This is a genomic window from Bifidobacterium subtile (assembly GCF_000741775.1).
In the GTDB taxonomy this organism is placed as follows: Bacteria; Actinomycetota; Actinomycetes; order Actinomycetales; family Bifidobacteriaceae; genus Bifidobacterium; species Bifidobacterium subtile.
In genome coordinates this window covers 81,891-106,788 of the sequence record NZ_JGZR01000003.1, presented here as the reverse complement: position 1 = coordinate 106,788, position 24,898 = coordinate 81,891, and the positions used below count along the sequence as shown (strand labels likewise).

Below are 24,898 nucleotides of genomic sequence, written 5' to 3'. Positions count from 1 at the left end.
CAACCGACTCCAGTGAGCGGCCGCGAGCTCCTGATTGAGTGATTGAGATTCTGCGGCGGGTGCCGTATGCAATGAATCGTATGCAATGAACCATACTGGTGGCACGATTGACTGAAGACGCAGGCAGACATAGGCTAAGCCGTGCGCGCAGTCGTTTGGAACTGCTCGTCCAGATTCTTTGCGGGCTTGAGCTGCATGTCATGATCGCTGGACTCGCCATGAGCGGCACCGCCATGCATAGCATCGCTGAACCCGGTCTCGCGCAGCACGCCAAGCAGTTGACGCATATCGGCAAGTGCTGAACGCCCGCGCGCCCCAATATCCTCGAATGCCGAGGCCAGGTCCTGCGGCGAGGGCCGCTCGCCGCGCGATTCAAGGTCATCCAGCATCCGCAGCCCCGCGACCGCCTGATCGATCACGCCGGTCAGGGTATGCGTGACTTCGGCCTGAATGGACGCGCTGATGCGGTCGCGCTCGAGGTTGGCCGCCAGGATCTTCTGCTGCTCGCGCTCGGCGCGCAGAGCCTCTTCGCGCGAACGCAGCACCAAGGCGTTCGAGCCGCTGGCGCGCACCCAGAGTCCCAGCGCGATGACTCCCGCGCACAGCATGGCCAGAACGATGGCGGAGCCGCCGCCGGCTGCCAGCGGCTCCCACGATGAACCGTTGGAACGGCTGCCGGCGCGGATGCCCAGCAGCACATCGGCAATCGATTCGTAACCGCTGGAAAAAGTGGCTATTTTCACGCCAAACAGCACGACATTGATCAGCACCGCAGCCCATACCCATCGGCGTGCGCGGCCGTAGACGACGACCGAATACAGCGAAAGCAGCGCGAACATATTCGAGGTCAGCAGAGGCGCGTAGAGCGCCAGTTGCAGCGCCGAGAAAATCGCTACGCAGGCCGCGCTGAATTCCGGAGCCTGACGTCGTAGGGCCAACGGCAGAAGGTTTACGATGCTCAGCGTTCGTGAGAGCATCATGCTTTCGTCGGGGTAACGGAGGGAGGCGGTAGAATCGCCTGCGCATGAGAACACGATCAGACACAGCATAATGACGATATCGATCAGCAGATAATGCCGTTCGGTCCACCGCGACAGCCGCTCGACCCAGTTAAAACGCCCCTCCTCCTGGGACGAGGCCTGACCTATAGGCTTGGAGCGCAGCATATGCGTGATGTCGCTGAGCCTTGTTTTGAGCACAATCGAAAAATCCGGTTCGCGAGGACGCATATTGCTATTGCCATTGCCGGTGCCATAAGCGATATGGCTGTCTCTGGCTTCACTGCTCGTGCCAGCGTTTGGAGGAACGTCGCCGGGTGTGCCGCTGAAAGCGTGCGGCTGGTCATCGCCAGCATCGCCGCTGCCATCGGCGAAGGTTCTGGCGTATGTCCTCTGCGTCTCAGAGCTTGGAATATCGCCGAATTCGCTGTGGCTTTTTCCGAAAGCGGGGTTCGGGAATCCGTGTGCGTCATCGGAATCATATGAATGGCTCGCGATGTTCGAATTGCCGGTTTCGACGCCACTTACAACACTCTGAGCGACGGTATAACCGGCGTACGGCACAAACGCGTGCACGGCGAAACCGCCGCCGAGCTGCGGCCCCGCCGAAAGCGTGCCGTGCGCCGCCTCGATGCGCTCGCGCATGCCGACCAGTCCATAGCCGCTCGCATGCCCGTCGAGTGCGGCTCCTGCGCCACGCCCGTCATCGCTGACGGTTACGTGCACGCCCGATTCGTCCCATGCCTCGGTGGCGAGCACATTGACCTTCGGCCCGGCGTATTTGCGGATATTCGTCAGCGATTCCTGGACGGCGTGATACAAGGCGACGCTCGCCGTGGCATCGAGCCTCTCAGCTGCTGGCATTCCCGTAATCCGCCGCGCGAAACGACAGTCCGGCGAGGCCGCTCTCGCCTGAGTCAACAGGGTGCCGATATCGCTGTAATCAGCATGCGCAGACCCGCCAAGCGCTCCGAGAACCCGCCGCATGTCATGCAGCGCGTGCTCCGATTCATGGCGTATGGTCTCCATGGTCGAACGCGCGACGGCCGGATCATGGGTGCCGGCGTAGCGTCCGCCGTCTGATTGCACGATGATGATCGAGAGCGTATGCGCCACCACGTCGTGCATGTCGCGGGCGATGCGGGCACGCTCGGCAAGCGCGGCGATGCGCCGTTCCTCGCCTTCTCGCGCCTCGATGGAGGCGTTGCGTTCCTGCAGCAGGCGGACCGTGGCGAGCCGCGCCCGAGTCCAGTAGGCGATGATGATGGTCGAACCAAGGCATATGAGTATCCCTGCAGCCGCCGCCGCCGCGGTCAGCGCAAATGGTCTCAGGCAGTTTATCGTGCCCTTGGCCAAGCAGGAGCGCGTGGGAGCGCTGTGCAGCGGGCCGATGGTCGACCATGCCATCACCAGTGCCGCCAAGGCGCCCATGATGAGAGCCAGCACAATGAAGCGCCGCGTATTTTCTGGCCTGCCGTAAACGATCGCCGAATAGAGCATGACCATCGCCAGTGCGTCGCTGAGCACTACCGCCGGGCCAGCTATGAGTTGCACGGCACAGATCGCGACGAAAGCGATGGCGGCGGCCTGCGGGCGCCATCGACGAAACAGCGCAGGGACCATGAGCGCAAGTCCCCACAGCGCTTGGGCGGTCTGCCCGTAAAAGGCCAAGAGACCCGTCGTATCGGACAGCGACCCGCTGATGCCGATGGTGAGCAGACAGCCCAGCGCGAGCACGACGTCGGATGGGCGGATGTACCGCCGGCACCATGCGCCGAATCGTGAAGCTGAGTTCATGCTTCAAGGCTAACGCGTGCGGAAGCACAAGGCTATCGTGCTGGCGGATGATGCTGGGAGGTGTGTGGACGGGTGGCTGTGCGTCGAATGAAAATTATGGCTGTGGCGACGCTGTGGTAAGGCTGCGGCGAGCTGCGGATGGGCAGATACGCGGTTGCAGCAGCCTGCAGGTAGGCTCGTGAATACGTTGGCTTTACAATAAGGCGATACGGCTTGTGCTGATGGGAGAGACGGGAGAGAACGATGACGCTGCTGCATGAGTATTACGTTCCGGGGCTACATATCGAGGAGCATTCGATCGCGGTGCCGCTCGACTGGTCCGGCAAAACGCCGGGGCTTCCAGTCCTCGCGGTGGCGAAGCGATCGGTGGATTCTCTCGCGCTGTTCTACCGTGTGCTCAGTGCGCCTGAGCATGCGCACGATGCCGATCTGCCGCTGCTGATCTACTTGCAAGGCGGCCCGGGCGGAGCAGGGCCGAGGCCGCTCAGCCCTTCAAGCGACGGTTGGATAGCTGAAGCGATCAAGCATTTCCGCGTCGTTTTGCCCGATCAGCGCGGCACAGGGCGCTCCTCGCATGTCAATGCGCAGGTCATGGCCCGTTTCGAGCGGCCCGAAGACCAGGCGGCGTATCTCAAGCACTTTTTGGCCGATTCGATCGTGCGCGATTTCGAGCATCTGCGGCGCGCCGAATTCGACGCTGCGCCTTGGGTGACGCTCGGCCAGAGCTATGGCGGATTCCTGACGCTGACCTATCTGTCCTTGTTCCCGCAAGGGCTTGCGGCGAGTTTCACCTGCGGCGGCATACCGCATGTGCCAGCCGACGCGCGCGAGGTCTATGAGCATACTTTCCCGCGTATGGCCGCCAAAACGCGGCAATATTACGAGCGCTATCCGCAGGATCGCACGCGGGTTGCGGCCGTTGCCGACCGACTCGGGCGTGGCGGCGATGCCATAACGCAGTCAACGCTATCCACGCTGCCCGTGTTGCCCAACGGCGACCCGCTGAGCGTCGAACAATTGCAGACTTTGGGCGGCAGCTTCGGCATGAAGCCGAGCTTCGAGCGTGTGCACTGGATCTTCGACAGCGCCTTCCTCGACGGCGACGGCGAGCCAGGCGACGAATCCGCGCTGTCGAGCGAGTTTCTGGCTGCTGTCGAGTCGGCCACGGCGTCGAACCCGCTCTACTGGCCGCTGCAGGAGTTCATCTATGCTAACGGCGAGCTGAATCGGCCGATCGACTGGGCGGCGCAGCAGGTGCGCGACGAGCATCCTGAATTCGGCACCGAGCAACGGCCGTTGCTGTTCACTGGCGAGGCGATGTTCCCATGGATGTTCGAGCAGGAGCGCGTGCTGCGGCCCTTCCGCGCTGCGATGGATGTACTCATGGGCGACACGCATTTCGGCACGATATACGACACAGAGCAGTTGGCGCGCAACGAGGTGCCGCTGCAGTCGGCGGTCTACTTCGACGATATGTATGTCGATTCGGGCCTGCAGCTCGACACCTTGTCGCGCATCGGGCGCTCGCATTACTGGGTCACCAACGAGTTCGAGCACGATGGCCTGCATGGCGACACAGTGTTTCTGCGGCTCTATGGCGAGGCGCTTGATCGCGGCGACCTGGCCGGTTTATTCGTGTGATCACATGTAATTAGCATAGTCCGCATTACCATGGTCAAATAAGCCGTCACAACAATCGCAACAACTGGAGAACAGCGCCGCACGCAGATGCGGACGACGAAAGGAATGTACATGGACAAGCCGGTTATAGGATTCATCGGATACGGCAACATGGCCCAGGCCATCGCCCAAGGCCTGGTCAACGCTGGCGTGGTGCCAGGGGAGCGGATCGTGGCCTGCGCCGGCCATTTCGACAAGCTTGAGCGCAACGCGGTGGCCATCGGCGCACAGGCCAAGCATGATGCCGCCGAAGTCGTCGAAGCCGCCGATATCGTGGTCGTCGCCGTCAAGCCCTATCAGATCGAGGGCGTGCTCGGCCCAGTGTCCGAACAGCTCAAGAGCGGCAAGCCGGTCATCGTCTCCATTGCCGGTGGCTGGGGCTTGGAGCAGTACCGCGAGCTGCTGGGCGACGGAGCGCATGTGCAGTGCGCGATTCCGAACACGCCCATCGCCGTGGGCAAGGGCATTCTGGTCACCGAAGAGTCGAATACGCTCAGCGATGAGGAAGCCAAGATTTTCGAGGAGATTTTCTCGCCGATTGCGCAGATCGAGCGCGTCGACAGCGAGCATTTGGGCATCGCCACCGATATCGCAGGCTGCGCTCCGGCGTTTACCGCCATGTACATCGAGGCGCTCGGTGACGCTGGCGTGCAGCACGGACTGCAGCGCGCGACCGCCTACCGCCTGGCCGCTGCGATGGCCGAAGGCGTCGGCGCGCTGTATCTGGCCACCGGCACCCACCCCGGCGCGATGAAGGACGCCGTCTGCTCGCCTGGCGGTTCGACCATCCGCGGCGTCGTGCAATTGGAAAAGGATGGCTTCCGCGGGAGTGTCATTGACGCTATTAATGCGATAGAGGGGTAGTGCATGCGCACTACGCGCCAAGCCTTTTGCGTAGTGCGCATGAAATTAACATGCATGTGGACGCGAAAATCGATGGTCTCGTTACCATTGCGCGGATTCACGTCAGCTGGCCAGCCAGTGCGTGTTAGATTCGTGCGCACTACTCGCAACGCATCACGAGTAGTGCGCACTGGTATGTCAGCGTTTCCCCTAGACTGGAAGTCATGTCTTTAACTATCGGAATCGTCGGCCTGCCCAACGTCGGCAAGTCGACTCTTTTTAATGCCTTGACCCGCAACAACGTGCTTGCGGAGAATTACCCCTTCGCCACCATCGAGCCGAACACGGGAATCGTGCCGCTGCCCGACAAGCGTCTGCCAGTGCTCGCCAAGCTGGTGCACACCGAGAAGATCATCCCGGCGACCGTGACCTTCGTCGATATCGCAGGCATCGTCAAGGGCGCGTCGCAAGGCGAGGGGCTGGGCAACAAGTTCCTGGCCAACATCCGCGAGGCGGACGCGATCTGCGAGGTCGTGCGCACCTTCGTGGATGACGACATCGTGCACGTCAACGGCAAAGTCGACCCCGCGGACGACATCGACACCATCAACACCGAGCTGATTCTCGCCGACTTGCAGACCATCGAGAACGCGCTGCCGAAGCTCGAAAAGGACCTGCGAGGCAAGAAAGTCAGCGGTGAATACGTCGCCGCCGTTAATGAGGCGAAGACGATTCTCGAAGCCGGCGAAACCATCGATCACGCGGCCGCCGCGGGCAAAATCGACAAAAACGCCATCTACGACCTGCATTTGATGACCGCCAAGCCGTTCATCTACGTGTTCAATGTGGATGACAACGAGCTGCAAGATGACGCCGCCAAGAAGAAGCTCGCTGACTCTGTGGCCCCGGCCAAGGCCATCTTCCTCAACGCGCAGTTCGAGGCAGACCTGACCGAGCTTGACGAGGACGACGCCCGCGAGATGCTCGCCGACGCCGGACTGGACGAATCCGGCCTCGACCAGCTTGCCCGCGTCGGCTTCGACGTGCTCGGCCTGCAGACCTTCCTGACCGCAGGCGAAAAGGAAGTCCGCGCCTGGCAGATTCACCAAGGCTGGACCGCCCCGCAAGCCGCCGGCGTCATCCACACCGACTTCGAAAAAGGCTTCATCAAGGCCGAAATCGTTTCCTACGACGACTTCGTAGCCGCCGAAGGCTCCATGACCAAGATCAAGGACGCCGGCAAGCTCCGCCTCGAAGGCCGCGACTACATCATGCAGGACGGCGACATCGTGGAGTTCAAATTCAACGTGAGCAAGTGAGTCGTTCCATATTGCCCAGTCTGGCATCTGCGATGGGTCGAACAGTTTCGGGTTACTAAGGGCGATAACGAGCATGGTCTGCGTGTTTTGTTCGATTGCGGCAGGGGATTCTCCTTGCCTGAAAGTGTTTGAAGACGCCGACACCATGGTTTTCATGGATACTGCTAACGATGTGGATGGACACATGCTTGCGATTACCAAACGGCATTATGAGAGCATTCTCGATTGCCCTGACGTGGAGGTTGCCCGACTGATGCGCACTGTCAGGCTTGTAAGCAATCATGTCGTGTCCGATTGCGGATATAGTGCGGTGAATCTGCTTAACGCCAGCGGGAAGGATGCCGGGCAATCCGTGCCGCATCTGCATATACATATCATCCCGCGCAAATCCGGAGACGGCGTGGCGACATGGCCAGCATTTGATGGAGCCCGCCATGACGCAAATGCCATCTACCAAACCTTGAGGATGATGTGACTGACGATAAGGACGATAAGAGCTTGTGTATGCGAGGAACGTTGAACCATGTCGAAATCCAGGTTCGTGACCTTGCTCCTGCCATTGGTGAATGGGGCTGGCTACTCGAGGCACTTGGTTGGGTTCCTTACCAGTGCTGGGATGAGGGTCGCAGTTGGAAATCAGGAGACACGTATATCGTCGTCGCTTCGACCCGGCTGACCGGTTCGAATGATCGGCGGCGTCCGGGGCTCAGCCATTTTGCCTTCCATGCCGGAAGCCGCGGCGATGTTGATCAGTTGTGGCAGAAGGGGCCTTCGCACGGCTGGAGGCATTTGTATGAAGACCGCCATCCATTTGCTGGCGGCGAGGACTGGCACGTCGCGTATATGGAGAACTCGGAGCGCTTCAAAATCGAGCTTGTTGCCGATGATGCTGAAAACAATGAGGTTGCTGGCTGACAGTTATGTACGCCGAACGCCGATTGTGGATCGTCAGCGCACAGACTCAGCTCACAGACTCAGGCTCCGGATCATCTTCGCGGGTCCATGCGATGGCGATGAGTTCGCGGAGCACAGATAGATCGATATCGTCGAGCTTCTTCACGTAGACGCAGCCCGCGCCTTCGGTGTATGCGCCGAGTTTCGGCAGCAGCTCGGCGCCGGCGGGCATATCCTTGAGGCCGTAGAGCGAAAGCTGCGCCTTGCGTGGCGAGAACCCGACTTTGGGCCATATACCGCGATTGTGAGGGTTCGCTGAGGAAATATAGCGGTAGCTTCCGTACCCCACAATCGATGGTCCCCACATCACTGGATCGACGCCAGTGACCTCATGAAAGATTTCGGCAAGTGCGTGCCCGTCTTCCCGACGCCTTGCAGGGATCGCGGCATCAAGGAATTCATCGACGTTTGCGTCGGTCGGTTGCGTTTTCTGCGTGGCCATATCCCTCACCTCCGGACGCGCTTAGGAAGCTGTTCGTTAGCACGGAGCCGGCCGAGATCAGTTCGGTAGGGGTCGCTTGCCGTCACAATGGCGTCGGCAAGCTGCAGCACGCGGGCGATGGCGAGCATCGAATCCGAACGCACCGCCTTGCCCTGTTCGAGGTTCGCCACAGTGGTCGGGCTTACTCCGGCGCGCTGCCCCACGTCGGCGATGGTCAGCAGCAGCAGTTTGCGCTGCTGCGAAAACCGTTCGCCGATGATGCGCAGGTCGCGTTTCACGGTAGTAGGCACGTATCGCATCGGTTTTTTCCTTAGCACTGGTATGTTCTAGTTAAACTCGGATAATCGCTATCATACTAGATGTTATCTGCTGGAATATTTTTGGGCTAACCGTGCAGCATAACTTTTGTGTCCGTTGCGAGGCAGATATCGGTTACGACGCGCACGACAGTAATTTGGAGGATTGTTCAGGCAGCGGCACCACGTCGATTGGCGCTGGCTTCCAGCTGCCGTAATGCTCTGCGACCCAGCTCGGCGGCCTGCGAACCGGCTGTTCCTGCCCGCAGGTATAGCTGTAGATAATGTTCTTGCCTGGAGCGAGAAGGTTTTTCTTTGCTGTGGCCCCATCCGTCGACAACGTAGGCGACGCCACAGTCGATTGTGAAATTGATAGAAGCTCCGTCGGATAGCTCGGATTGTTCGCAGCCGCAATGGCTATGATGCTGTCGGGCTTGCATGGCTGCAATCCGAGATGGCGCAAGGTCAGAGACAATGAGCGCGGGCCTGAGCCTTCGCCTGATGACGAGGACGCTGGAGGGTCCGCTCGGAAATCTTCGATGGCGAATCGGCATGGTTCCACGCGGCTGCTGTCTTGCAACGGGTCGTCGTTAGGCGAGATGAAGCTAGGCATTGTCAGCGTGCTCACAGTGATATCAAGCCCGGGGTCGGTACTGATGACATCACCATTCGAAGCGTTAGTTCCCGGCACTATAGCGATTTCGCCCAATTGGGGCAGCGCAGCCGTCAAAGAGATAGGGGCTGTGCGATCGATCTGTTGACTGATCTGCCAGTTCACGGAAACGGTGGCGGACTCGTACGAAGCCAGTATCTCAGCCTTTCCGTTTGGAATATATGCGATTTTCGGATTCGTTTCGTCGTTGCCAGAAGACCTATAGTCGGGCAACGGCAGCTGTCTGAACTTCATGTTTGTGCCGCCGCGAACCATAGTGAGCTTCGGCGTTGCGCCAGTGATGCGGCAGGGCTGGTCGCTGACGTTCGCAAACCGAATCGACATTCCGCCGGTTCCCATGGCGGCATTGAAATATTCCGCAACGGCACGGATGTTCTCGGGTTTGCAGTCTGCGATGTTTGGTGAATCGTTCACCGGAGTGGTTGAAAGAGGATGTATGACCCGATACGTCTGCATTGGCGTCTCATGGTAGACGACAGAGCGAAAATTCAATCGATGCAGTGTGATGATGCTCAACGCCAAGGCGACAATCAGAACGATACCGACGCCGAGAACGATTCGTCTGCGTTTCATGAAGCGCCTTTCGATTCCGAAGCGACTCGCGTCACGCCGCTTTGCGCTGCTCCTTGGTGACGGCGGTGACGGCATTAACAGCTGATATGCGCCCGCGGGCCTGACAGTCAGCGCACAGCCCGTGCAGCACGAGATCGCCGGAATCGACCTGGAAGCCTTGGTTCGCCGCGGCAGCGACGTCGGCGTCATTGACCGGGAGAATGTCGAGGTCGAAGATGCGGCCGCATTGACGGCACACCATATGCGCGTGCGGGTGACGCTGCCCGGTGTCGTAGAGCACAGGGCCTTCGGCCAGCGCCATTTTGCGCACGATGCCCAGCTCGGCGAAGAGATCCAGCGTGGCGTACACAGTCGGCAGCGAGATGCCGGGCATGGTGTCTTCGAGCCGCTGCTGCACGTCCACGGCGCTCAGATGCTGGGGGGAGGAAGCGACGATGCGGTAGATGAGCTGGCGCTGCGGAGTGTTGCGCAGCCCGCGATCGTGCAGCAGACTATCGAGGTCGCGCACCCCGTGCCGTTCCTTCAGTTCCAAGTCCATAAGGTCCAAGGGTACCAGCGTGTCTCCTTTATTTCCAGCGTTTCTTTTCTTTAATTTGCATCTTATTAAAAAAGACTTAAGATAAAGAACGAATAAAGATTGGAGGACCGACATGGTCATGGAAAACGGGATAGCTGCGGGTGCGCTCGCAATGGGCGGTGCCGCGCAAGCGCAGGGCAAGGAAATCAACGGAATGGTGATCAATGCTGCAGCGAACGCAACAAACTCAGCAAACGCTGTGAGCGAAGAAAATAAAGAGAGCGCAGCGGCATTGAACGAAGCAACTTCGGCGTACGAGGCCGAAACGGGCGATGAGCGTGCAATGTCACAGGACACGCATTTCCCACACGGCATAAGCCACGACGCCTTTGTGCTGCAATATGTGCAGCCTGGTCTGGTGGGTCTTATCGACGGCACGGTCAGTTCGCTTGCGCCGATTTTCGCCGCCGCCATGTCGTCCAGCCCGAGAACGGCGTTCCTCGTCGGCATGGCCACGGCACTTGGCGCAGGCGTGAGCATGGGCTGGTCCGAGGCGCTTTCCGACACCGGCAAGACGACGGGACGCGGTTCGGCCATCGTGCGCGGCGTCATAACCGGCGGGATGACGACCATTGGCGGCGTTTTCCATACCTTGCCATTCCTCATTCCCAGTCTGCGGCTGTCGTTGCTCATCGCGCTCATCGTGGTCGCCATTGAGCTCTTCGTAATTGCTTGGATTCGCTACCATTTCCTGCATGTGCCCATGAAGAATTCCCTCCTCGTGGTCACCTTGGGCGGTGCCATCGTGCTCGCTATAGGAATGCTGCTCGGCGTGAGCTGACGCGGCTTCAAGTCAGGGCTGGGGGTGCGTAGGGAAGTTGTAGCGGCAAATGCCATACCCTTGGATCTCACGGTCTTACTTGTCATAGCGGTACATGTCGCAGTCTTATATGTCATAGCGGTAAATGTCATAGCGGCGACGAAGATGGAAGCATGGGTATTGCAATCAAGCGCATTTATGACGATGTAGGCGATTCCGCCGACAACGACGACGGCTATCGGGTTCTTGTTGACCGGCTTTGGCCTCGGGGCATATCGAAGGTCAAGGCGCGGCTCGACCTGTGGCTCAAGGAGATTGGCCCCTCGACGGAGCTGCGCACATGGTTCGGGCATGATCCTGAGCGTTTCGAGGAGTTTCGCGCTCGCTATCTCCAAGAGCTGGACGGTAATCCGGCGGTTGGCGAACTGCTGGACATCTGCAGAGCGCACGATGCGGTGACCTTGCTGTATGGGGCGAAAGACCCGGAGCATAATCAGGCTGTAATACTGCGCGACTATCTTGCCGCACGGTTGTCATGATAAGACTCCGAGGCATATGGCGAAGAGGTAAAAGGGCTACGATGATGCCATGAATTCGAATTCATGCGATGCGGGCAACGGCGATGGCGCCGAAAATCCGACTGACGAGCCGCACGTTGCCGAAGTTCGATTGCTTACAGAGGTTGACGTGGCTGACGACGCCGGTAACGCAGGCGGCATGCATGCCGCGGACGCGACCGACTCCAAAATGCCGCAGGACCGTGCCGAAGCGAGCGTCCCAACGATGTCATGGGATGCACTCGAGCAATCAGTCAGACGGTATTTCGCAATGTGGGAGACTTGCGATTTCAGCGATCTTGACAAGCTGTTCGCGCAGGATTGCCGGTATGAGGAATGCTATGGGCCGGTCTATCGGGGATTGCAACAGATGCATCGATGGATTGGCGATATGCTCGCCAAGCAGGTGGTCGATTCGTGGGATATCCATGAGATGATGCACGGCCTGAATCCGTTGGGGATGCCGGCGTTGAGCGTGACCTGGACATTTAGCGGGCGCGAAAAGGAGCCCTACATATTCGACGGTGTGTCCATCATCGAGTTCAATGACGAAGGCCGCATGTGCCGAGTGCGTGAGTTCGAAGCTCAGCATAGCCGGGTGTTTCCTTACGGTGACAAGTGACAGATAGTGGTCATCCGTCGGCAGGCTTAACTGCACAATGCATGTTTTCCAAAACTTGAGCCTCAAGCACTCAAGTTTTGTTCACTCAAGGTAAAACTTGGGAAGATGTCTGCTCCTGACTCGGTTGAACACAGTGAAAGGAACACACGGGAGCTCCCCTGAAGGGACTCCGGAAACGTCTGGTCAGGCGGTCGGCAGCAATGTCGGCCGCCTGACCAGACGTTTCCCTCGTAATGCAAGGAGTATCGATTATGGCTATGTTTCCGTCACTGATGAATGACTCGATGTTCACGGATCTCTTCGATGATCCCTTCTTCTCGCAATGGCGTGAGCTGCCGTCTCGGGTGAGCGGCGCGGCCGCGTCCGGCGACATGATGAAGACCGACGTGCGTGAAAGCGACAAGTCCTATGACGTCGACATCGACATGCCCGGCTTCAACAAGGACGATATCGCAATCGAGCTGCATGAAGGGTATCTCACCGTGTCCGCGCACAAGGACGAGAGCCACGAGGACAAGGACGAGAAGAGCGGCAAGTGGCTGCGCCGCGAGCGTTATGTCGGCTCGTGCTCGCGCAGCTTCTACGTCGGCGACGCGGTGAAGGAGTCCGACATCCACGCCAGCTACAAGGACGGCACGCTGAGTCTCGCGATTGCGAAGGTCGAGCCGAAGCCGCAGGTCGAAGTCAAGCATCAGATCGCCATTGAGAGCTGATGCGTGAACCGCAGCTTTCGAGCTGCACACGAAAGGCCGTGTCGGTACGGGGTTGCCTGTGCCGACACGGCCTCCTGTTTGCGTCTTGCGTCACGAAAGGGGCAGCGTTGAGTATGACTATGCCCCTTTCGTGACGCTTGTTTGAGCTGAGAGGCACAAAAGGGGCACAGCTGCCCGGATAATGCCCCTTTCGTGACGCTAAGCCGGGGTGTGTGCCGCAAGCATGGTAGCGGCCTGCGGACTCTGTCCCGATTATGACACTAACAGGGGCTGGGTGTCGTAAACGAGACAGAGCCCTCTGTACTCTGTCTCGTTTACGACAAGTAACCCAGATAAATGTCTCAAACGAGACAGAGTTCGCCGGACATGTCTTGTTTATGACATCTGACCCCTGTCGGTGTCGCAAACAAGACAGAGTCCAAAGAGTCCAAAAAGTCCAGCGAATCCGCAGGATGCAGACTGCTACTTGCGCAGTTTCTGGTATTCGGGCACGCCCATGTAGCTGAACGACATGTTCTTGATGTTCTTGCCGGCGGCCGCGTTGACGTTCGCATACCAGAGCGGGATTACCGGCAAATCCTTGAGCAGGAGCTCTTCGGCCTGGTGGTAGTAGTCGATTGCGCCGTCCAGCGTGGTCTGCCGGGCGGCCTGGGCGAGCAGACTGTCGAAGGCCGCGCTCTTGTAGTCCCCGTTGTTCAGGCCCTTGCCGTCCGCTGCGGCGGAGGAGTATGCCTGCACGAGGTAGCCTTCGGGATGCGGATAGTCGGATTGCAGGCCTTGCAGGAAAGCCGCGCCGATGGTGCGATTCTGAATCGCCCCGGTCAGCTCCTTCTGCGTGGGGAAGGCATACGGCTGGCTCATAATTCCCAGCGCGTTCCCGATGGAATTGGCGATCGCCTCGACCCACGGCTTGGTGCCGCTGTCGGCGCTGTAGGCAAGCCGGAAGGTTCCGTCCCATGGAGCAATCGCGTCGGCCTGCTTCCAGAGTTCCTTCGCCTTGGCGGCATTGTAGTCGAGCACGTCGGTTCCGGCGAGGCCCGTGCTGTGCCCGACGATGGTTGGCGCGGTGAAATCGGTCGCCTGCGTGGCCGTGTTGTGCAGCACCTTCGTGATGATGGTGGCGCGGTCAACGGCCAGAGCAATCGCGGCTCGGCGCAGACGGCCTTCCTCGCCAGTGAAATGCTTGAGATTCTGAGGGATGGTGAAGGATTTGAATCCGGGGCCGGGCTTGTTGAAGGCCTGCACCGAATCGTCCTTGGCATAGGTGGACAGCGCGGAGTTGGGAATCGTGTCGAGCACGTCGAGGTTGCCGCCCTGCAGATCGGCGTAAGCGCTATCCAGATCGGTGTAAAGCCGGAAAGTCACCCCGCCGTTCTGAGCTTTGCGCGGCCCAGTGTAGGTCTTGTTCGGCACCAGCTCGATCTGCCGGTCATGCGTCCATGACTTGAAGCCGTAGGGACCGTTGCCGATGGGCTTCTGGCCAAACGTCTTGATGTCGCTGTAGGCTGCTGATGGCAGCGGCAGGAACGCCACATCGCCGACCTTGTAGGCGAAGGACGAGTCCGGGGCGGCGAGCGTCACCTTGAGCGTGGAATCATCGAGAGGGTCAAGCCCGGAAAGCTGCGCGTTCTTGTCGACGTTTTTGTCTTGCAGCGCGTCATAGCCCTTGATAGTCGAGAAAATGGAGGCGCCCATCTGCCCGTTCGCCGCATTGGCTGCGAAGGACCATGACTTGGCGTAAGTCTTCGCGGTGATCGCCTCGCCATTGGAGAACTTCAGTCCCGGGCGCAGCTTGATCGTGTATTGCGAAGCGTCCGCATTCGGCGTGATGGATTGGGCGTCCGCGTAGATTAGCTTGCCGCTGTTGCTGAAGGTGACCAGCCCTTCGAAGAGCTGCGTGACCACCTTCCATCCGGCCAAGTCGTTGGTGTCGCTGGGAACCAGACCAGCCGCGGGCTCGGAGTCGTTGACGATGATGGCTGCCGGTCCTGATGAGGCGTTGCCGCCGCCCGAGGCCCCGCAGCCGCCGAGCGCCAGCGCGATGCCGATTACCGCTGCAAGCGCAGCGGCCTCCTTGCTTTTTCGGGATGTGATGGTCATGATGCTCTCCTTAATATTCGCGTCCAATGCTACCTGAATGGCTTTTTCGCCGGTTGCTTCGGGCTATCAGCGCTTTTTATAACGGGCTTTTTATAATGGGCTGCTTATAACGGGCTGCTTCACGGCGGGCTGCGCTATGAAGGAAGGATCGCAAACAGTCGGATGCTCCAGTGGCCGAATGCGGGCGGATGACGGTACAGTATGGAGTGGATAGCTATGAATGAATGGACGAATGGCCGCGGGGCGCGGTTTCAAGGAGGAATTAGGGCATGGGTATGCCATTGGATCTGTATGTGATACGACACGGGGAGTCGGAGGCGAATGTCATCGTCAAGGCGGGGGAAGCCGGCGACAATTCCCTGTTCACGCAGGATAACGTCACGGTCCCCGATCGCTCGTGGCGGCTGACCGCTACTGGGCGCAAGCAGGCCGACTGCATCGGGCGCTGGCTGGTCTCGAAGCAGCAGCTGTTCGACCGCTACCTGGTTTCGCCGTATGTGCGCACGCGCGAGACGGCGGCGACCATGGCGCTGCCGAAGGCCAAATGGGAGGAGACGCGCGTGCTGCGCGAGCGCTCCTGGGGCGAGATCAGCACGGTCACGCAAGACGAGTTCCGCACCAATTACCAGCGCAACTGGATCTTCAAGCGCACTGATCCGCTGTACTGGCGGCCGCCGGCAGGCGAATCCATCGCGGACGTGGCCGAGGATCGCGTGCATAATCTGCTGACTTCGCTCAACCGCAGAGCGGAGGCGCAGTCGGTGGTGGTGGTCAGCCACGGCGACTTCATGCAGGCGCTCATGCTCACGCTCGAAGATCTTTCCGATGAAGAGTTCCTCAAGCGTGCCGATGCGCCCGAATGGCGCATCACGAACTGCACCTGCCTGCATTATTCGCGCCGTGACCCGCAGACCGGTCGCACCACGCACCGCGTGCGCTGGGAGCAGACCGCGCGGCCGGTGCTCGACCGGCAGACCGGGCGCTGGGAGGTCGAGGTCGAGCCGTGGCGCGAGTTCCAGCGTCCGCTGCTCTCCAACGGCGATCTGGTGGATGTGGTGCATTCGGTCGATCCGCATCTCTCCGGTTTGGCGCGCTGAGTGCTCATTGCCTAAAACTTGGCTCCGCCACGCTGTGTTCAATGTGCGTGAGCTGTTGCATCGCAGCTCACGTCGATAATCGATGCACCTTTCCTCACGGTTCTGCGCTTTTCTCCATGCTTTCGCAAGTGTGTGAAAATACGTCGACTGTGCCCTGTGCCCTCGCGCAAATGCATGGAAATGCGCCGACTATGTCTTCATGCAAACGTTTGGAAATACGTCAGAAACGCCGATTGGCCATGGCGTGGCTACAATGGCACACGATGCGCGGGCCGACTGCGTGCCACGCGCGTAATTTCCACAAGAGAGCCAAGAGAGAACAAGGAAAGGGACAACCATGAGCAATGTATTCACATGGAAACTGCATGGGGACGGCAAAACGCTGAAACCGGGCGAGGTCATCGCCCCCGAGGAACGTCTGACATGGGGGCGCACGGCGGGCATCGGAGCGCAGCACGTAGTCGCCATGTTCGGCGCGACCTTCCTGGTCCCGATCCTCACCCATTTCGACCCGTCGACCACGCTGTTCTTCACGGCGCTGTCGACGGCGTTGTTCCTGCTGATCAATATGAACAAGCTACCCAGTTATCTGGGTAGCTCGTTTGGTTTCATAGCCCCTATCGCGGCGGTCGCATCAGCGCATAAAGGCATCGCGGTGGCCAGCTTCGGCATCATGATGACCGGCCTGCTGCTGGGACTCGTCGGCCTGCTGGTGCACTTCGCCGGGGCCAAATGGATCGACATCATCATGCCTCCGGTGGTCAACGGCGCGATCGTCGCGATCATCGGCTTCAATCTGGCGCCGAACGTCTGGACGAACTTCAAGGCGGCGCCCGACACCGCTCTGGTCACGCTGGCGGCTGTGCTGCTGGTGGCCGTGCTGTTCAGGGGGCTGCTGGGCCGTCTCAACATTCTGCTCGGCGTGCTTATCGGCTATATCTACGCCTGCGTGCGCGGCCAAGTCGATTTCAAGCCTGTGCAGGAGGCAGCGTGGATCGGTCTGCCGCAATTCCACCTGCCGCAGGTCGATTTCTCGATTCTGCCGATGTTCCTGCCCGTCGTGCTCGTGCTGGTCGCCGAGAACGTGGGCCATGTCAAGTCGGTGGCGCAGATGACCGGGCGCGACTACGACGGTCAGATCGGCACCGCGCTCGCGGCTGACGGCCTGGGCACGATGATCGCCGGCTTCGGCGGCGGCTCCGGAACCACGACCTACGGCGAGAACATCGGCGTGATGGCGGCGACCAAAGTCTATTCGACCGCCGCATACTGGTGCGCGGCCGGCTTCGCGCTTATCCTGAGCCTGTGCCCGAAGTTCGGCGCGGTCATCAACACGATTCCCGCCGGCGTGCTCGGCGGCGTCACCACGCTGCTCTACGGCATGATCGGCATGATGGGCGTGCGTATCTGGGTCGACAACCACGTCGACTTCAACAAGCCGCTCAACATCATGACGGCTGCCGTCACCATGATTATCGGCATCGCCAACTTCGGCTTCGCGATCTCCGGCGTGCAGTTCAACGGCATCGCCATTGCCACCATCGCGGTGCTGGTCATGTACCACGGCCTTAAGGCCATCGGCCACGTGACTGGAGTAGTGCCCAAGGACGAGTAAGCCGGAATGGGTTGATTACGGCAACTATGTCTTGTTCATGACAGTAAGCACGCTGTAATGGCAGGAGTAGGACAGAGCACGCTCTGCTCTGTCCTACTCCTGCCATTTGTCGTTGAGAACTGTCGCAAACAAGACAGAGCCACCTTCTGTCTGGCGCTGTGCATGCTGGCGCTGCCTTTACTGTGCCAGCCCCATGCGGTATTTGAGGGTCATGACGCGCGTTGCCGACTGTTTGACCTTCTGTGCGAAGGCTGGGTCGCTGGCGGCCCGCTGGTTCAGCCCGTCGAGAATCGGCTGCACGTATTGGTTTGCGCCGATGCAAGCCAAATCGCCTCCGGCTTCGATGAATCTTACGCCAAGCTGGTCTGGTGCGATGCCGTTCACCGCGGTTGCGGATAGCGAATCAGAGGTGACGACGCCGTCGTAGCCGCTCTGCGTGCGCAAATGCCCGTCGATCAACGCGTTGGAAAACGCCGCCGGATTCGCCGGATCGATCGCCTGATACGTGGCCAGCGACATCATCACCATGCCCGGCTTGGCCTGCAGCGCGGTGGTGAACGCACCGATTTCGTCGCCGTCCAGCGTCGTGGTCGTGTCGAGGATGCCATTGGCGGTGAAATCCGTATTGCCGCTGACGGTGCCAAGCCCGGGGTAGTGCTTGATCGTCGTCTCGACTCCCGCCTGCCGCATGCCATTGATGAACGCAGTCGCATGCTGCGCGTTGCCCGACGCATCCAGCCCGAAGTCACGGTCGAGCGCCCCGATCGGCGCATTGCCGGCACGATCGGTCTGCACCGTGTCGGCTACCGGAGCCAAGTCGACGTTGATGCCGGCGGATTTGAGCTGGCCGCCCCATTGGGATGCGGAATCAGTAAGCTGATTCGGGCTCAGCCGGCCTTGCTCGACGCCGGAAGGCATGGCATCGAATCCGGGTCCGCGCAAATGCTGCACCTGCCCGCCCTCCTGATCGGTCGCCATGATCAGCCGATTGTTTTGCGGCGCATAGCTTTGCAAGGCATCGGTGGACTGCTTCACGCCGGAGACCCCGGTGTTCCAATTGCCGATGATGAGCACCGAGCCGACATGCTGATCGGCAACGAGATCATGCAGACTCGATGGGTCGCTGCCGGCGAACAGCGGTGCCATCACCAGCTGACCGACCTGATCCTTGAGCGGCATGGCGTCCACTGCCTTGCTCGCCTTCTCCTCCGGTGCGTCGTCAGCGGCAGCATGGCTCGGCGAAGATGACGCCTTCGGGGCCTTCGAACGGCTGAGGGCAGAAGACATGGACGAGGTCGATGACGAGGCTGAAGGCATCGAGGAAGTGTCACTCGCCTTCCAACGCAGGCCAGCCAATGCCAGAGCGGCGGCGGCCAAGGCGAATACGAGAATGACGATGATCGCGGTGCGGATGCGGTGTCTTCGGGAATCATGCTGGGTATGCCGTGAGATCATTCCTCGATTATCTCACTACCGCACATGCCTATCTCATATGGTTTCGGTGCTGCCGGCCGATGGCGGCGGGCGGTAAGGTCAGCGAAGAATACCGGGCCGAGGGCGGTTCCTGCTGATGAGATCGGCTATATGCGTTGCCTTTCCGCGCTTAGCGATCAGACAACCTGCACAGTATGGGCACAGCAGAGGCGCTGAGCCTTAATGCGTTCGGAGGACTTGTCTTTTGGGCGGCACGCTATGGCGGCGACTCACACAGCGTCCTCATGCGCTCCCGGTTCATAGTAGGGTGGAGGGCATGTCATTCTTCGATGTATTCGGCCAGATGTTCGACCCTGACGACTCCAACGGCCCAGACCAATCAGGCCGCGGCAGAGCGCGTCGTCGCGCCGGCGAGGACGATCCTGTAGTGATCGACGTGCAAGTCGACGGCGACGATGCCCAAGGCAGCAAGAGCTCCCATGGATCCGCCGGGAACGCCGGCAGCTCCAGCGCCAACCGCAGGGGCGGCAGCGGCACCCGCCCGCCGCGCGGACGTTCGGGCAAACGCACCAAGGGATCCGGGCTGCCCTCGTCGCGCGGCTCGAAGATTCTCATCGGCGTCGTCGTGGCGCTGGCGGTTATCATCGGCTTGTTCTTTGCGCTGGATCGCTTCATCACCGATGTGATGTGGTATCAGCAGCTGGGATTTGCGCGTGTGGTATGGACGCAGCTGTTCACCAAGATCGGCCTGTGGGTCGCCTACGCGGTGCTCATGGCCGTGGTGAGCTACGGTTCCGCGACGCTGGCGATTCGGGCCAGACCCGATTCGAGCGACGGCTCCACGATTCGCATTCGCGGTGATATCGTCGAGATCGGCAAGTCGGTGAGTTCCAGAAACGCCAGGCGTGTCGCCGTGGTGATCTCGCTGATAGTCGGCCTGGTGTTCGGCGCGCAGTTCAACGCCAACTGGTCGCAGATTCTGCTGATGTTCAATGCGCAGCCCTTCGGCGTGAGCGACCCCCAGTTCGGCTTGGACAACGGATTCTACGTGTTCATCCTGCCCGGGCTCAAGCTCGTGCTTTCCGCCGTTTCGATGCTGCTGCTCATGGGCATCATATTCTCCGTTGTGACCCATGTGCTGATGGGCGGCATCCGCCTGACGATGCCGCTTAACGGCCGTGGTCTGTTCGCGATCACCAAGCGGGCCCGACGTCAGGTCGCCATCTGGCTGCTGTTCAACATGCTGTTCGGCGCGGCGCGGATGGCCTTGCACGTCTTCGACCAGCTCACCGCGCAGGACGGCCGCATCACCGGCGCCGCCTACACGGCCACGCATGCGGGCATTCCCTTCGCCTTCGTCATGGCCGGGCTTGTGGCCGCGCTCGGCGTGGTGCTTTCGGTCTGGCTTATGCGCTCGCACGCGCTGCAGGAGCCGGCTTCAGTAGGGGCGCGGGCCGGGGCGGCGATCCGGGCATGGCGCACGCCGATCACCGCAATCGCGGTTGTCGTGGCCGCTTCGCTCGTGCTGACCGTGATCTGGCCCATGCTTGTGCAGCGATTCAAGGTCACGCCGAACGAGCAGGAAGTGGAGTCGGCTTACATTCAGCGCAATATCGATGCGACCAAGCGAGCTTACGGGCTTGATGCCATTAAAACCGATACGTACAATGCGACGACCCAAGGTAAATCCGGTGCGCTGGCGTCCGCTGCGGAGAGCACCGCGCAGATTCGCCTGCTTGACCCGCAAGTCGTCTCGCCGACCTTCCAGCAGCTGCAGCAATCCAAGCAGTACTATTCCTTCGCCGATGCGCTGTCCGTCGACAAGTATGACATCGACGGCGTCAGCCAGGACACGGTGATCGCCGCGCGCGAGCTCAATCTCGCCGGCAACGACAACCGCAACTGGGTCAACGACCACACCGTGTACACGCACGGCTACGGCGTCGTGGCCGCCTACGGCAACAAGGTGACCTCCGACGGTCAGCCGCAGTTCTTCGAATACGGCATTCCCACGCAGGGCAAGCTCACGGATACGCAGCATTATGAGCCGCGCATCTACTTCTCGCCCAACGCCCCCGAATACTCGATCGTCGGCTCGCCCCAAGGCTCCAAGGCATGGGAATTCGACTATCCGACCGGTTCGCAGGGAGCGACCAATACCTTCAAGGGCAATGGCGGCCCAAGCATCGGCAACTTCTTCGCGCGGCTGCTGTATGCGGTCCGTTTCGGCTCCGATCAGATTCTTTTCTCCGATCGCGTCACTCCGGACTCTCAGATTCTCTACAATCGTAATCCAAAGGAGCGTGTGGCGAAGGTAGCACCGTACCTGACGCTCGATGGCCGTGTCTATCCGGCGGTCGTCAACGGCAGGGTCAAGTGGATCATCGACGGCTACACGACCTCGGACGCCTACCCGTATTCGCAGACGACCGATCTGGGTTCGGCCACGGCGGACTCGACTACCGAAACCAGCTCGACCATCCAGGGCTTAGGCTCGCAGAAGGCCAATTACATTCGCAATTCGGTCAAAGCCACCGTCGACGCCTACGATGGTTCGGTCGACCTGTATGTATGGGACACGAAGGACCCGGTCATCAAGGCCTGGGAGAAGATATTCCCCGGCCAGTATCACCAGATCTCCGACATCGATGGCCAGCTGATGAGCCATATGCGCTATCCGGAAAGCCTGTTCAAGGTCCAGCGTCAGCTGCTCGCGCAGTATCACGTCGGCAGCGCCGGGCAGTTCTTCTCGGGCGAGGACTTCTGGCAGAATCCGACCGATCCGACGGAATCGCAGTCCGCCCAGAATCGCGACATTCTGCAGCCGCCGTACTATCTGACTCTGCAGACCGGAGGATCCAAGGAACCGATCTTCTCGCTGACTTCGTCGTACATCCCCGCAGGAACCGTGAAACGCGAAATCCTCACAGGATTCCTGTCGGTGGATTCCGATGCGGGCGGCAAGAAAGGCATCGTCGGACCTAACTACGGCACGCTGCGATTGCAGGAGCTGCCCAAGGACGCCAACGTGCCGGGGCCGGGGCAGGCGCAGAGCAACTTCGACGCCAAGGATACGGTGTCGCGCGAGCTCAACCTGCTACAGACCGGTTCCACCAACGTCAGACGTGGCAACTTGCTTACTTTGCCGCTCGGCGGCGGACTGGTCTACGTGGAGCCGGTGTACATCCAGTCCAGCGGCGCGACGAGCTACCCGCTGCTCAAGAAGGTGCTTGTCGCCTTCGGCGATCAGGTCGGCTTCGCCAACACCTTGGACGAGGCGCTTGACCAGGTCTTCGGCGGCGATTCGGGCGCATCGGCCGGCGACGCGCAGAACGCCACAGGGGATACCGGGTCGGCTTCGGACGATCAGGGCGGCGCGGATGCCAATGCCGATGGCTCCGACAGCTCCAAGGACACTGGTTCGGAAGGCAAAGGCAGCGGTGGCGCCAAACAGCCGGCTCCTTCGATGAGTCCTGAGCTGAAGGCCACTTTGGACCAGGCCGCCAAGGCGATGAAGGATTCCGACGCTGCGATGAAGTCCGGCGACTGGACCGCCTACGGCAATGCGCAGAAGCAGCTCAACGACGCCTTGAACAAGGCCGTGGAGCTCGCGCAGTGACGGCGGAGGCGGCAAAGGCTGCTCAGGAGCGGCAGCCGGCAGAGGGCCATCAGACAGTGCAAGGCCAGCAGACGACGAAAGACTCCGCATTCGTCATCCGCGACGCCGCAGACAGCGATTTGCAGGCGATAACCGACATCTACAATGAGGCGGTCATCGCCGGCGGGTCCACCGCCGACCTTGAGCCTCGCACGCTTGAGCAGCGGCGCGAGTGGGTCGAATCGCACACGCCGCGCACTGACTATCCGGTGGTTGTGATCGAGGACGAATCAGGCCGCGTGGCCGGGTTCGGCTCGCTTTCGCACTTCCATCCGCGCAAAGCTTATGATGGCGTGGTCGAGCTGAGCTACTACATCGCCAGCGACGCTCAGCATCACGGCTATGGCACGGCTATGGTCAAATGGTTGCTCGGCGCCGCCAGGCAACGTTCTTGCCGCATGGCCACTGCGCTGATCTTCGCCGACAACGCCGGCTCGGTCGCGCTCATGCGCCGCTTCGGCTTCACTCGGTTCGGCTTCCTGCCGCAGGCCTGCTACGACGGCAAGCGGTACATCGACATGTCGTATTGGTATAAGGAGCTGTAAGGCAGCGGCAGGGTAACGACATGTTGCCGGGATCTACGCTAATGTGATGCTGCCGTACAGAATGTAACGAAACCGGCTCCTAGAACGTTACATTCTGTATGGCAGCATCACATTAGCGGGCAAAAGGTGCGTGCCCAGCGAGAAGACGTGCTCTGGCTAAGCCGTTCAAACTGGCGAAGATGCCTCACGGCATGACGAGAATGGTTTTGGTGCCGGGATCGCCGTGGCTGGCATGTTCAAGCGCGTCCGCGTAGCCGCCGAACGGGTGCTCGATTGCGCGAGGGGCTGCAAGAGAGCCGATCGCGAGGCCTCTGAATATTGAGGCGAGCACGTTGCGGTAGGCTGCGCGGCGGGTCGCGACGATGAGAGGAACCGAACACATTCGTTCGTTTGGACGGGAGCATCGGTGCAGGCCTGCGGCGAGGAAGCCCGTTGCCGTCGAAAGACGCTGATGCTTGGATTCGTCGTCGAAGGCAATGCGGACGATGCGCCCACGGGGAGCCATGGCATGGCGCAAAGCACGGCTTCCGGTGTGATCGATGGCGCCGGTGACGCCGCCATGCGTTGCGGACATAAGCCTGTCCATCCAATCCGGGTCGTGATAATCAAGCACTGTTGCGCCCAAGCGTTCCGCCAATCCGCGCGTTCGCTGCGATGCGGTGCCGAATACGGAATATCCAAGCGCCTTGGCGAATTGCACCGCCCAGCTGCCGACGGCCCCTCCGGCACCTTGGATGAGCAGCGATCCTTCTTCGGATCCCACATAGCTGATAGCAAAGCGGGCGGTCACGGCGTCCAACGGTGCCGTGGCTGCGATCGCGGAATCGAGTTCATCGGGGACCGGCACCACAAGCGACGGGGCGACTGCGATATGCGTGGCATGCGTTCCCATGCGAGGCAGCACTCCCGCCACACGTTGCCCGATTTGCAGATCGGAATGCCGCACCGACTCCAGATTTTCGATGACGCCCACGAAATCGTAGCCCGGAGTGAAGCCCGTGAACGGCTGCAGCAGATAATCGCCCCGAACCGCCGCGATATCCGTGCTGCCGACCGATGCGTGCGTTATACGGACTATTGCGCGTCCGCGAGCTGGGCGAATCGTCTGTGAATGGATATGAACGCCTGCGGAAGGATCTCCGAAACATTCCACGCGCATTGCTTGTGTCATGAACTATCTCCAGTTGGGTGATTGAGGTCGAAGCTGTCAGTATATCGGCACTGATTGTGATATTGGAAGCTCATACAATCCTATCTCGCTTATGTGATGCGTTAATTGCTGGCGGTGGAGGTCTATCTGCGTTATGTGAGGCGCTATTTCTTGGAGGGTCGAGTATCGGGCGGCCAGAAACCGTCATTTTCGGCCAGTGATACTTGGGGCGTCGTGGGATTAGCGCCTCACATAACGCACATAGATCTCCGCGAGCTTCGAATAACGCTACAGATAACGCAGATACCTCGTTTTGGATGCTGTGGCGGTTGAAAAAGTCGATGGGTCTCGCATTTTCAAGCATGGTGAGCAGCCGTGCGGGAACCGAATAACTCAGCACGCCGCCGATATGCCCTTAGCCGAGGACGTACAGCTCTCGTCTCTTACCTTCGGTACCATGAATCGGCTGATATGCGCGATTATGACGCGCAACGA

Annotated in this window: 21 protein-coding genes; 13 read left to right on the top strand and 8 right to left on the bottom strand. The window is 60.2% G+C overall.

Annotated features, from left to right (window positions below):
• Positions 1–134: 134 nt before the first annotated feature.
• On the bottom strand, positions 135–2,795 hold the full coding sequence (locus BISU_RS02265) for a sensor histidine kinase (protein WP_024462830.1): 2,661 nt from the start codon (positions 2,793–2,795) through the stop codon (positions 135–137).
• Positions 2,796–3,038: 243 nt separating this feature from the next.
• Here BISU_RS02265 and BISU_RS02260 point away from each other — a divergent pair, with 243 nt between their 5' ends.
• The 5 genes from BISU_RS02260 (at position 3,039) to BISU_RS02240 (ending at position 7,552) form a co-directional block, all read left to right on the top strand.
• Positions 3,039–4,436 carry an alpha/beta fold hydrolase gene (locus tag BISU_RS02260; protein WP_024462831.1) on the top strand — a complete coding sequence of 466 codons (1,398 nt, stop codon included), beginning with the start codon at positions 3,039–3,041 and terminating at the stop codon, positions 4,434–4,436.
• A gap of 111 nt (positions 4,437–4,547) precedes the next feature.
• The gene (gene proC / locus BISU_RS02255; RefSeq protein WP_024462832.1) at positions 4,548–5,339 is read left to right on the top strand and encodes a pyrroline-5-carboxylate reductase; all 792 of its coding nucleotides are present in this window, start codon (positions 4,548–4,550) and stop codon (positions 5,337–5,339) included.
• A 203-nt stretch (positions 5,340–5,542) separates the two neighbouring features.
• Complete coding sequence (ychF, locus tag BISU_RS02250) at positions 5,543–6,637, top strand: redox-regulated ATPase YchF (protein ID WP_024462833.1); 1,095 nt, start codon at positions 5,543–5,545, stop codon at positions 6,635–6,637.
• Between the two features lie 73 nt (positions 6,638–6,710).
• Positions 6,711–7,112 (top strand): HIT family protein, encoded by a 402-nt coding sequence (locus BISU_RS02245; RefSeq protein WP_033502464.1) that lies wholly within the window; start codon positions 6,711–6,713, stop codon positions 7,110–7,112.
• On the top strand, positions 7,109–7,552 hold the full coding sequence (locus BISU_RS02240; protein WP_202805542.1) for a VOC family protein: 444 nt from the start codon (positions 7,109–7,111) through the stop codon (positions 7,550–7,552). The genes BISU_RS02245 and BISU_RS02240 overlap by 4 nt, the downstream gene beginning before the upstream one ends.
• Before the next feature lie 46 nt (positions 7,553–7,598).
• Here the strand turns inward: BISU_RS02240 and BISU_RS02235 are convergent, their stop codons facing one another.
• The 4 genes from BISU_RS02235 to BISU_RS12770 form a co-directional block, all read right to left on the bottom strand.
• Complete coding sequence (locus BISU_RS02235) at positions 7,599–8,033, bottom strand: DUF1801 domain-containing protein (RefSeq protein ID WP_024462836.1); 435 nt, start codon at positions 8,031–8,033, stop codon at positions 7,599–7,601.
• A gap of 5 nt (positions 8,034–8,038) precedes the next feature.
• Entirely contained in the window at positions 8,039–8,332 is a 294-nt protein-coding gene (locus BISU_RS02230; RefSeq protein ID WP_024462837.1) for a helix-turn-helix domain-containing protein, read from the bottom strand.
• Between the two features lie 133 nt (positions 8,333–8,465).
• Positions 8,466–9,575: a DUF4232 domain-containing protein gene (locus tag BISU_RS02225; protein ID WP_024462838.1), complete on the bottom strand. Its 1,110-nt coding sequence runs from the start codon at positions 9,573–9,575 to the stop codon at positions 8,466–8,468.
• A gap of 31 nt (positions 9,576–9,606) precedes the next feature.
• Positions 9,607–10,113 carry a Fur family transcriptional regulator gene (locus BISU_RS12770; RefSeq protein ID WP_024462839.1) on the bottom strand — a complete coding sequence of 169 codons (507 nt, stop codon included), beginning with the start codon at positions 10,111–10,113 and terminating at the stop codon, positions 9,607–9,609.
• A 112-nt stretch (positions 10,114–10,225) separates the two neighbouring features.
• On the opposite strand from BISU_RS12770, the gene BISU_RS12765 reads away from it, so the two are divergent.
• From BISU_RS12765 to BISU_RS02200, 4 genes are all read left to right on the top strand, one after another.
• Positions 10,226–10,933 (top strand): VIT1/CCC1 transporter family protein, encoded by a 708-nt coding sequence (locus BISU_RS12765; protein ID WP_161787723.1) that lies wholly within the window; start codon positions 10,226–10,228, stop codon positions 10,931–10,933.
• Between the two features lie 152 nt (positions 10,934–11,085).
• Complete coding sequence (locus BISU_RS02210; RefSeq protein WP_024462841.1) at positions 11,086–11,451, top strand: DUF488 domain-containing protein; 366 nt, start codon at positions 11,086–11,088, stop codon at positions 11,449–11,451.
• Between the two features lie 49 nt (positions 11,452–11,500).
• Positions 11,501–12,091 carry a nuclear transport factor 2 family protein gene (locus BISU_RS11460; protein ID WP_024462842.1) on the top strand — a complete coding sequence of 197 codons (591 nt, stop codon included), beginning with the start codon at positions 11,501–11,503 and terminating at the stop codon, positions 12,089–12,091.
• Between the two features lie 251 nt (positions 12,092–12,342).
• A complete protein-coding gene (locus BISU_RS02200) occupies positions 12,343–12,804 on the top strand; it encodes an Hsp20/alpha crystallin family protein (RefSeq protein ID WP_024462843.1) in 462 nt (153 codons plus the stop codon).
• Positions 12,805–13,266: 462 nt separating this feature from the next.
• Here BISU_RS02200 and BISU_RS02195 read toward each other — a convergent pair whose 3' ends face one another.
• Entirely contained in the window at positions 13,267–14,904 is a 1,638-nt protein-coding gene (locus BISU_RS02195) for a peptide ABC transporter substrate-binding protein (RefSeq protein ID WP_024462844.1), read from the bottom strand.
• Between the two features lie 269 nt (positions 14,905–15,173).
• On the opposite strand from BISU_RS02195, the gene BISU_RS02190 reads away from it, so the two are divergent.
• Positions 15,174–16,001 carry a histidine phosphatase family protein gene (locus BISU_RS02190; protein WP_024462845.1) on the top strand — a complete coding sequence of 276 codons (828 nt, stop codon included), beginning with the start codon at positions 15,174–15,176 and terminating at the stop codon, positions 15,999–16,001.
• Between the two features lie 337 nt (positions 16,002–16,338).
• Entirely contained in the window at positions 16,339–17,616 is a 1,278-nt protein-coding gene (locus BISU_RS02185) for a uracil-xanthine permease family protein (RefSeq protein WP_024462846.1), read from the top strand.
• 177 nt (positions 17,617–17,793) lie between these two features.
• On the opposite strand, the gene BISU_RS02180 is transcribed toward BISU_RS02185, so the two are convergent.
• Positions 17,794–19,071, bottom strand: a complete 1,278-nt coding sequence (locus BISU_RS02180; RefSeq protein WP_024462847.1) for a glycoside hydrolase family 3 N-terminal domain-containing protein — start codon at positions 19,069–19,071, stop codon at positions 17,794–17,796.
• Between the two features lie 295 nt (positions 19,072–19,366).
• Between BISU_RS02180 and BISU_RS02175 the strand changes: the two genes are divergently transcribed.
• The gene (locus BISU_RS02175; protein WP_024462848.1) at positions 19,367–22,669 is read left to right on the top strand and encodes a UPF0182 family membrane protein; all 3,303 of its coding nucleotides are present in this window, start codon (positions 19,367–19,369) and stop codon (positions 22,667–22,669) included.
• Positions 22,670–22,725: 56 nt separating this feature from the next.
• Entirely contained in the window at positions 22,726–23,253 is a 528-nt protein-coding gene (locus BISU_RS02170; RefSeq protein WP_051245962.1) for a GNAT family N-acetyltransferase, read from the top strand.
• 184 nt (positions 23,254–23,437) lie between these two features.
• On the opposite strand, the gene BISU_RS02165 is transcribed toward BISU_RS02170, so the two are convergent.
• The gene (locus BISU_RS02165; RefSeq protein WP_081672603.1) at positions 23,438–24,424 is read right to left on the bottom strand and encodes a quinone oxidoreductase family protein; all 987 of its coding nucleotides are present in this window, start codon (positions 24,422–24,424) and stop codon (positions 23,438–23,440) included.
• Positions 24,425–24,898 lie beyond the last annotated feature (474 nt).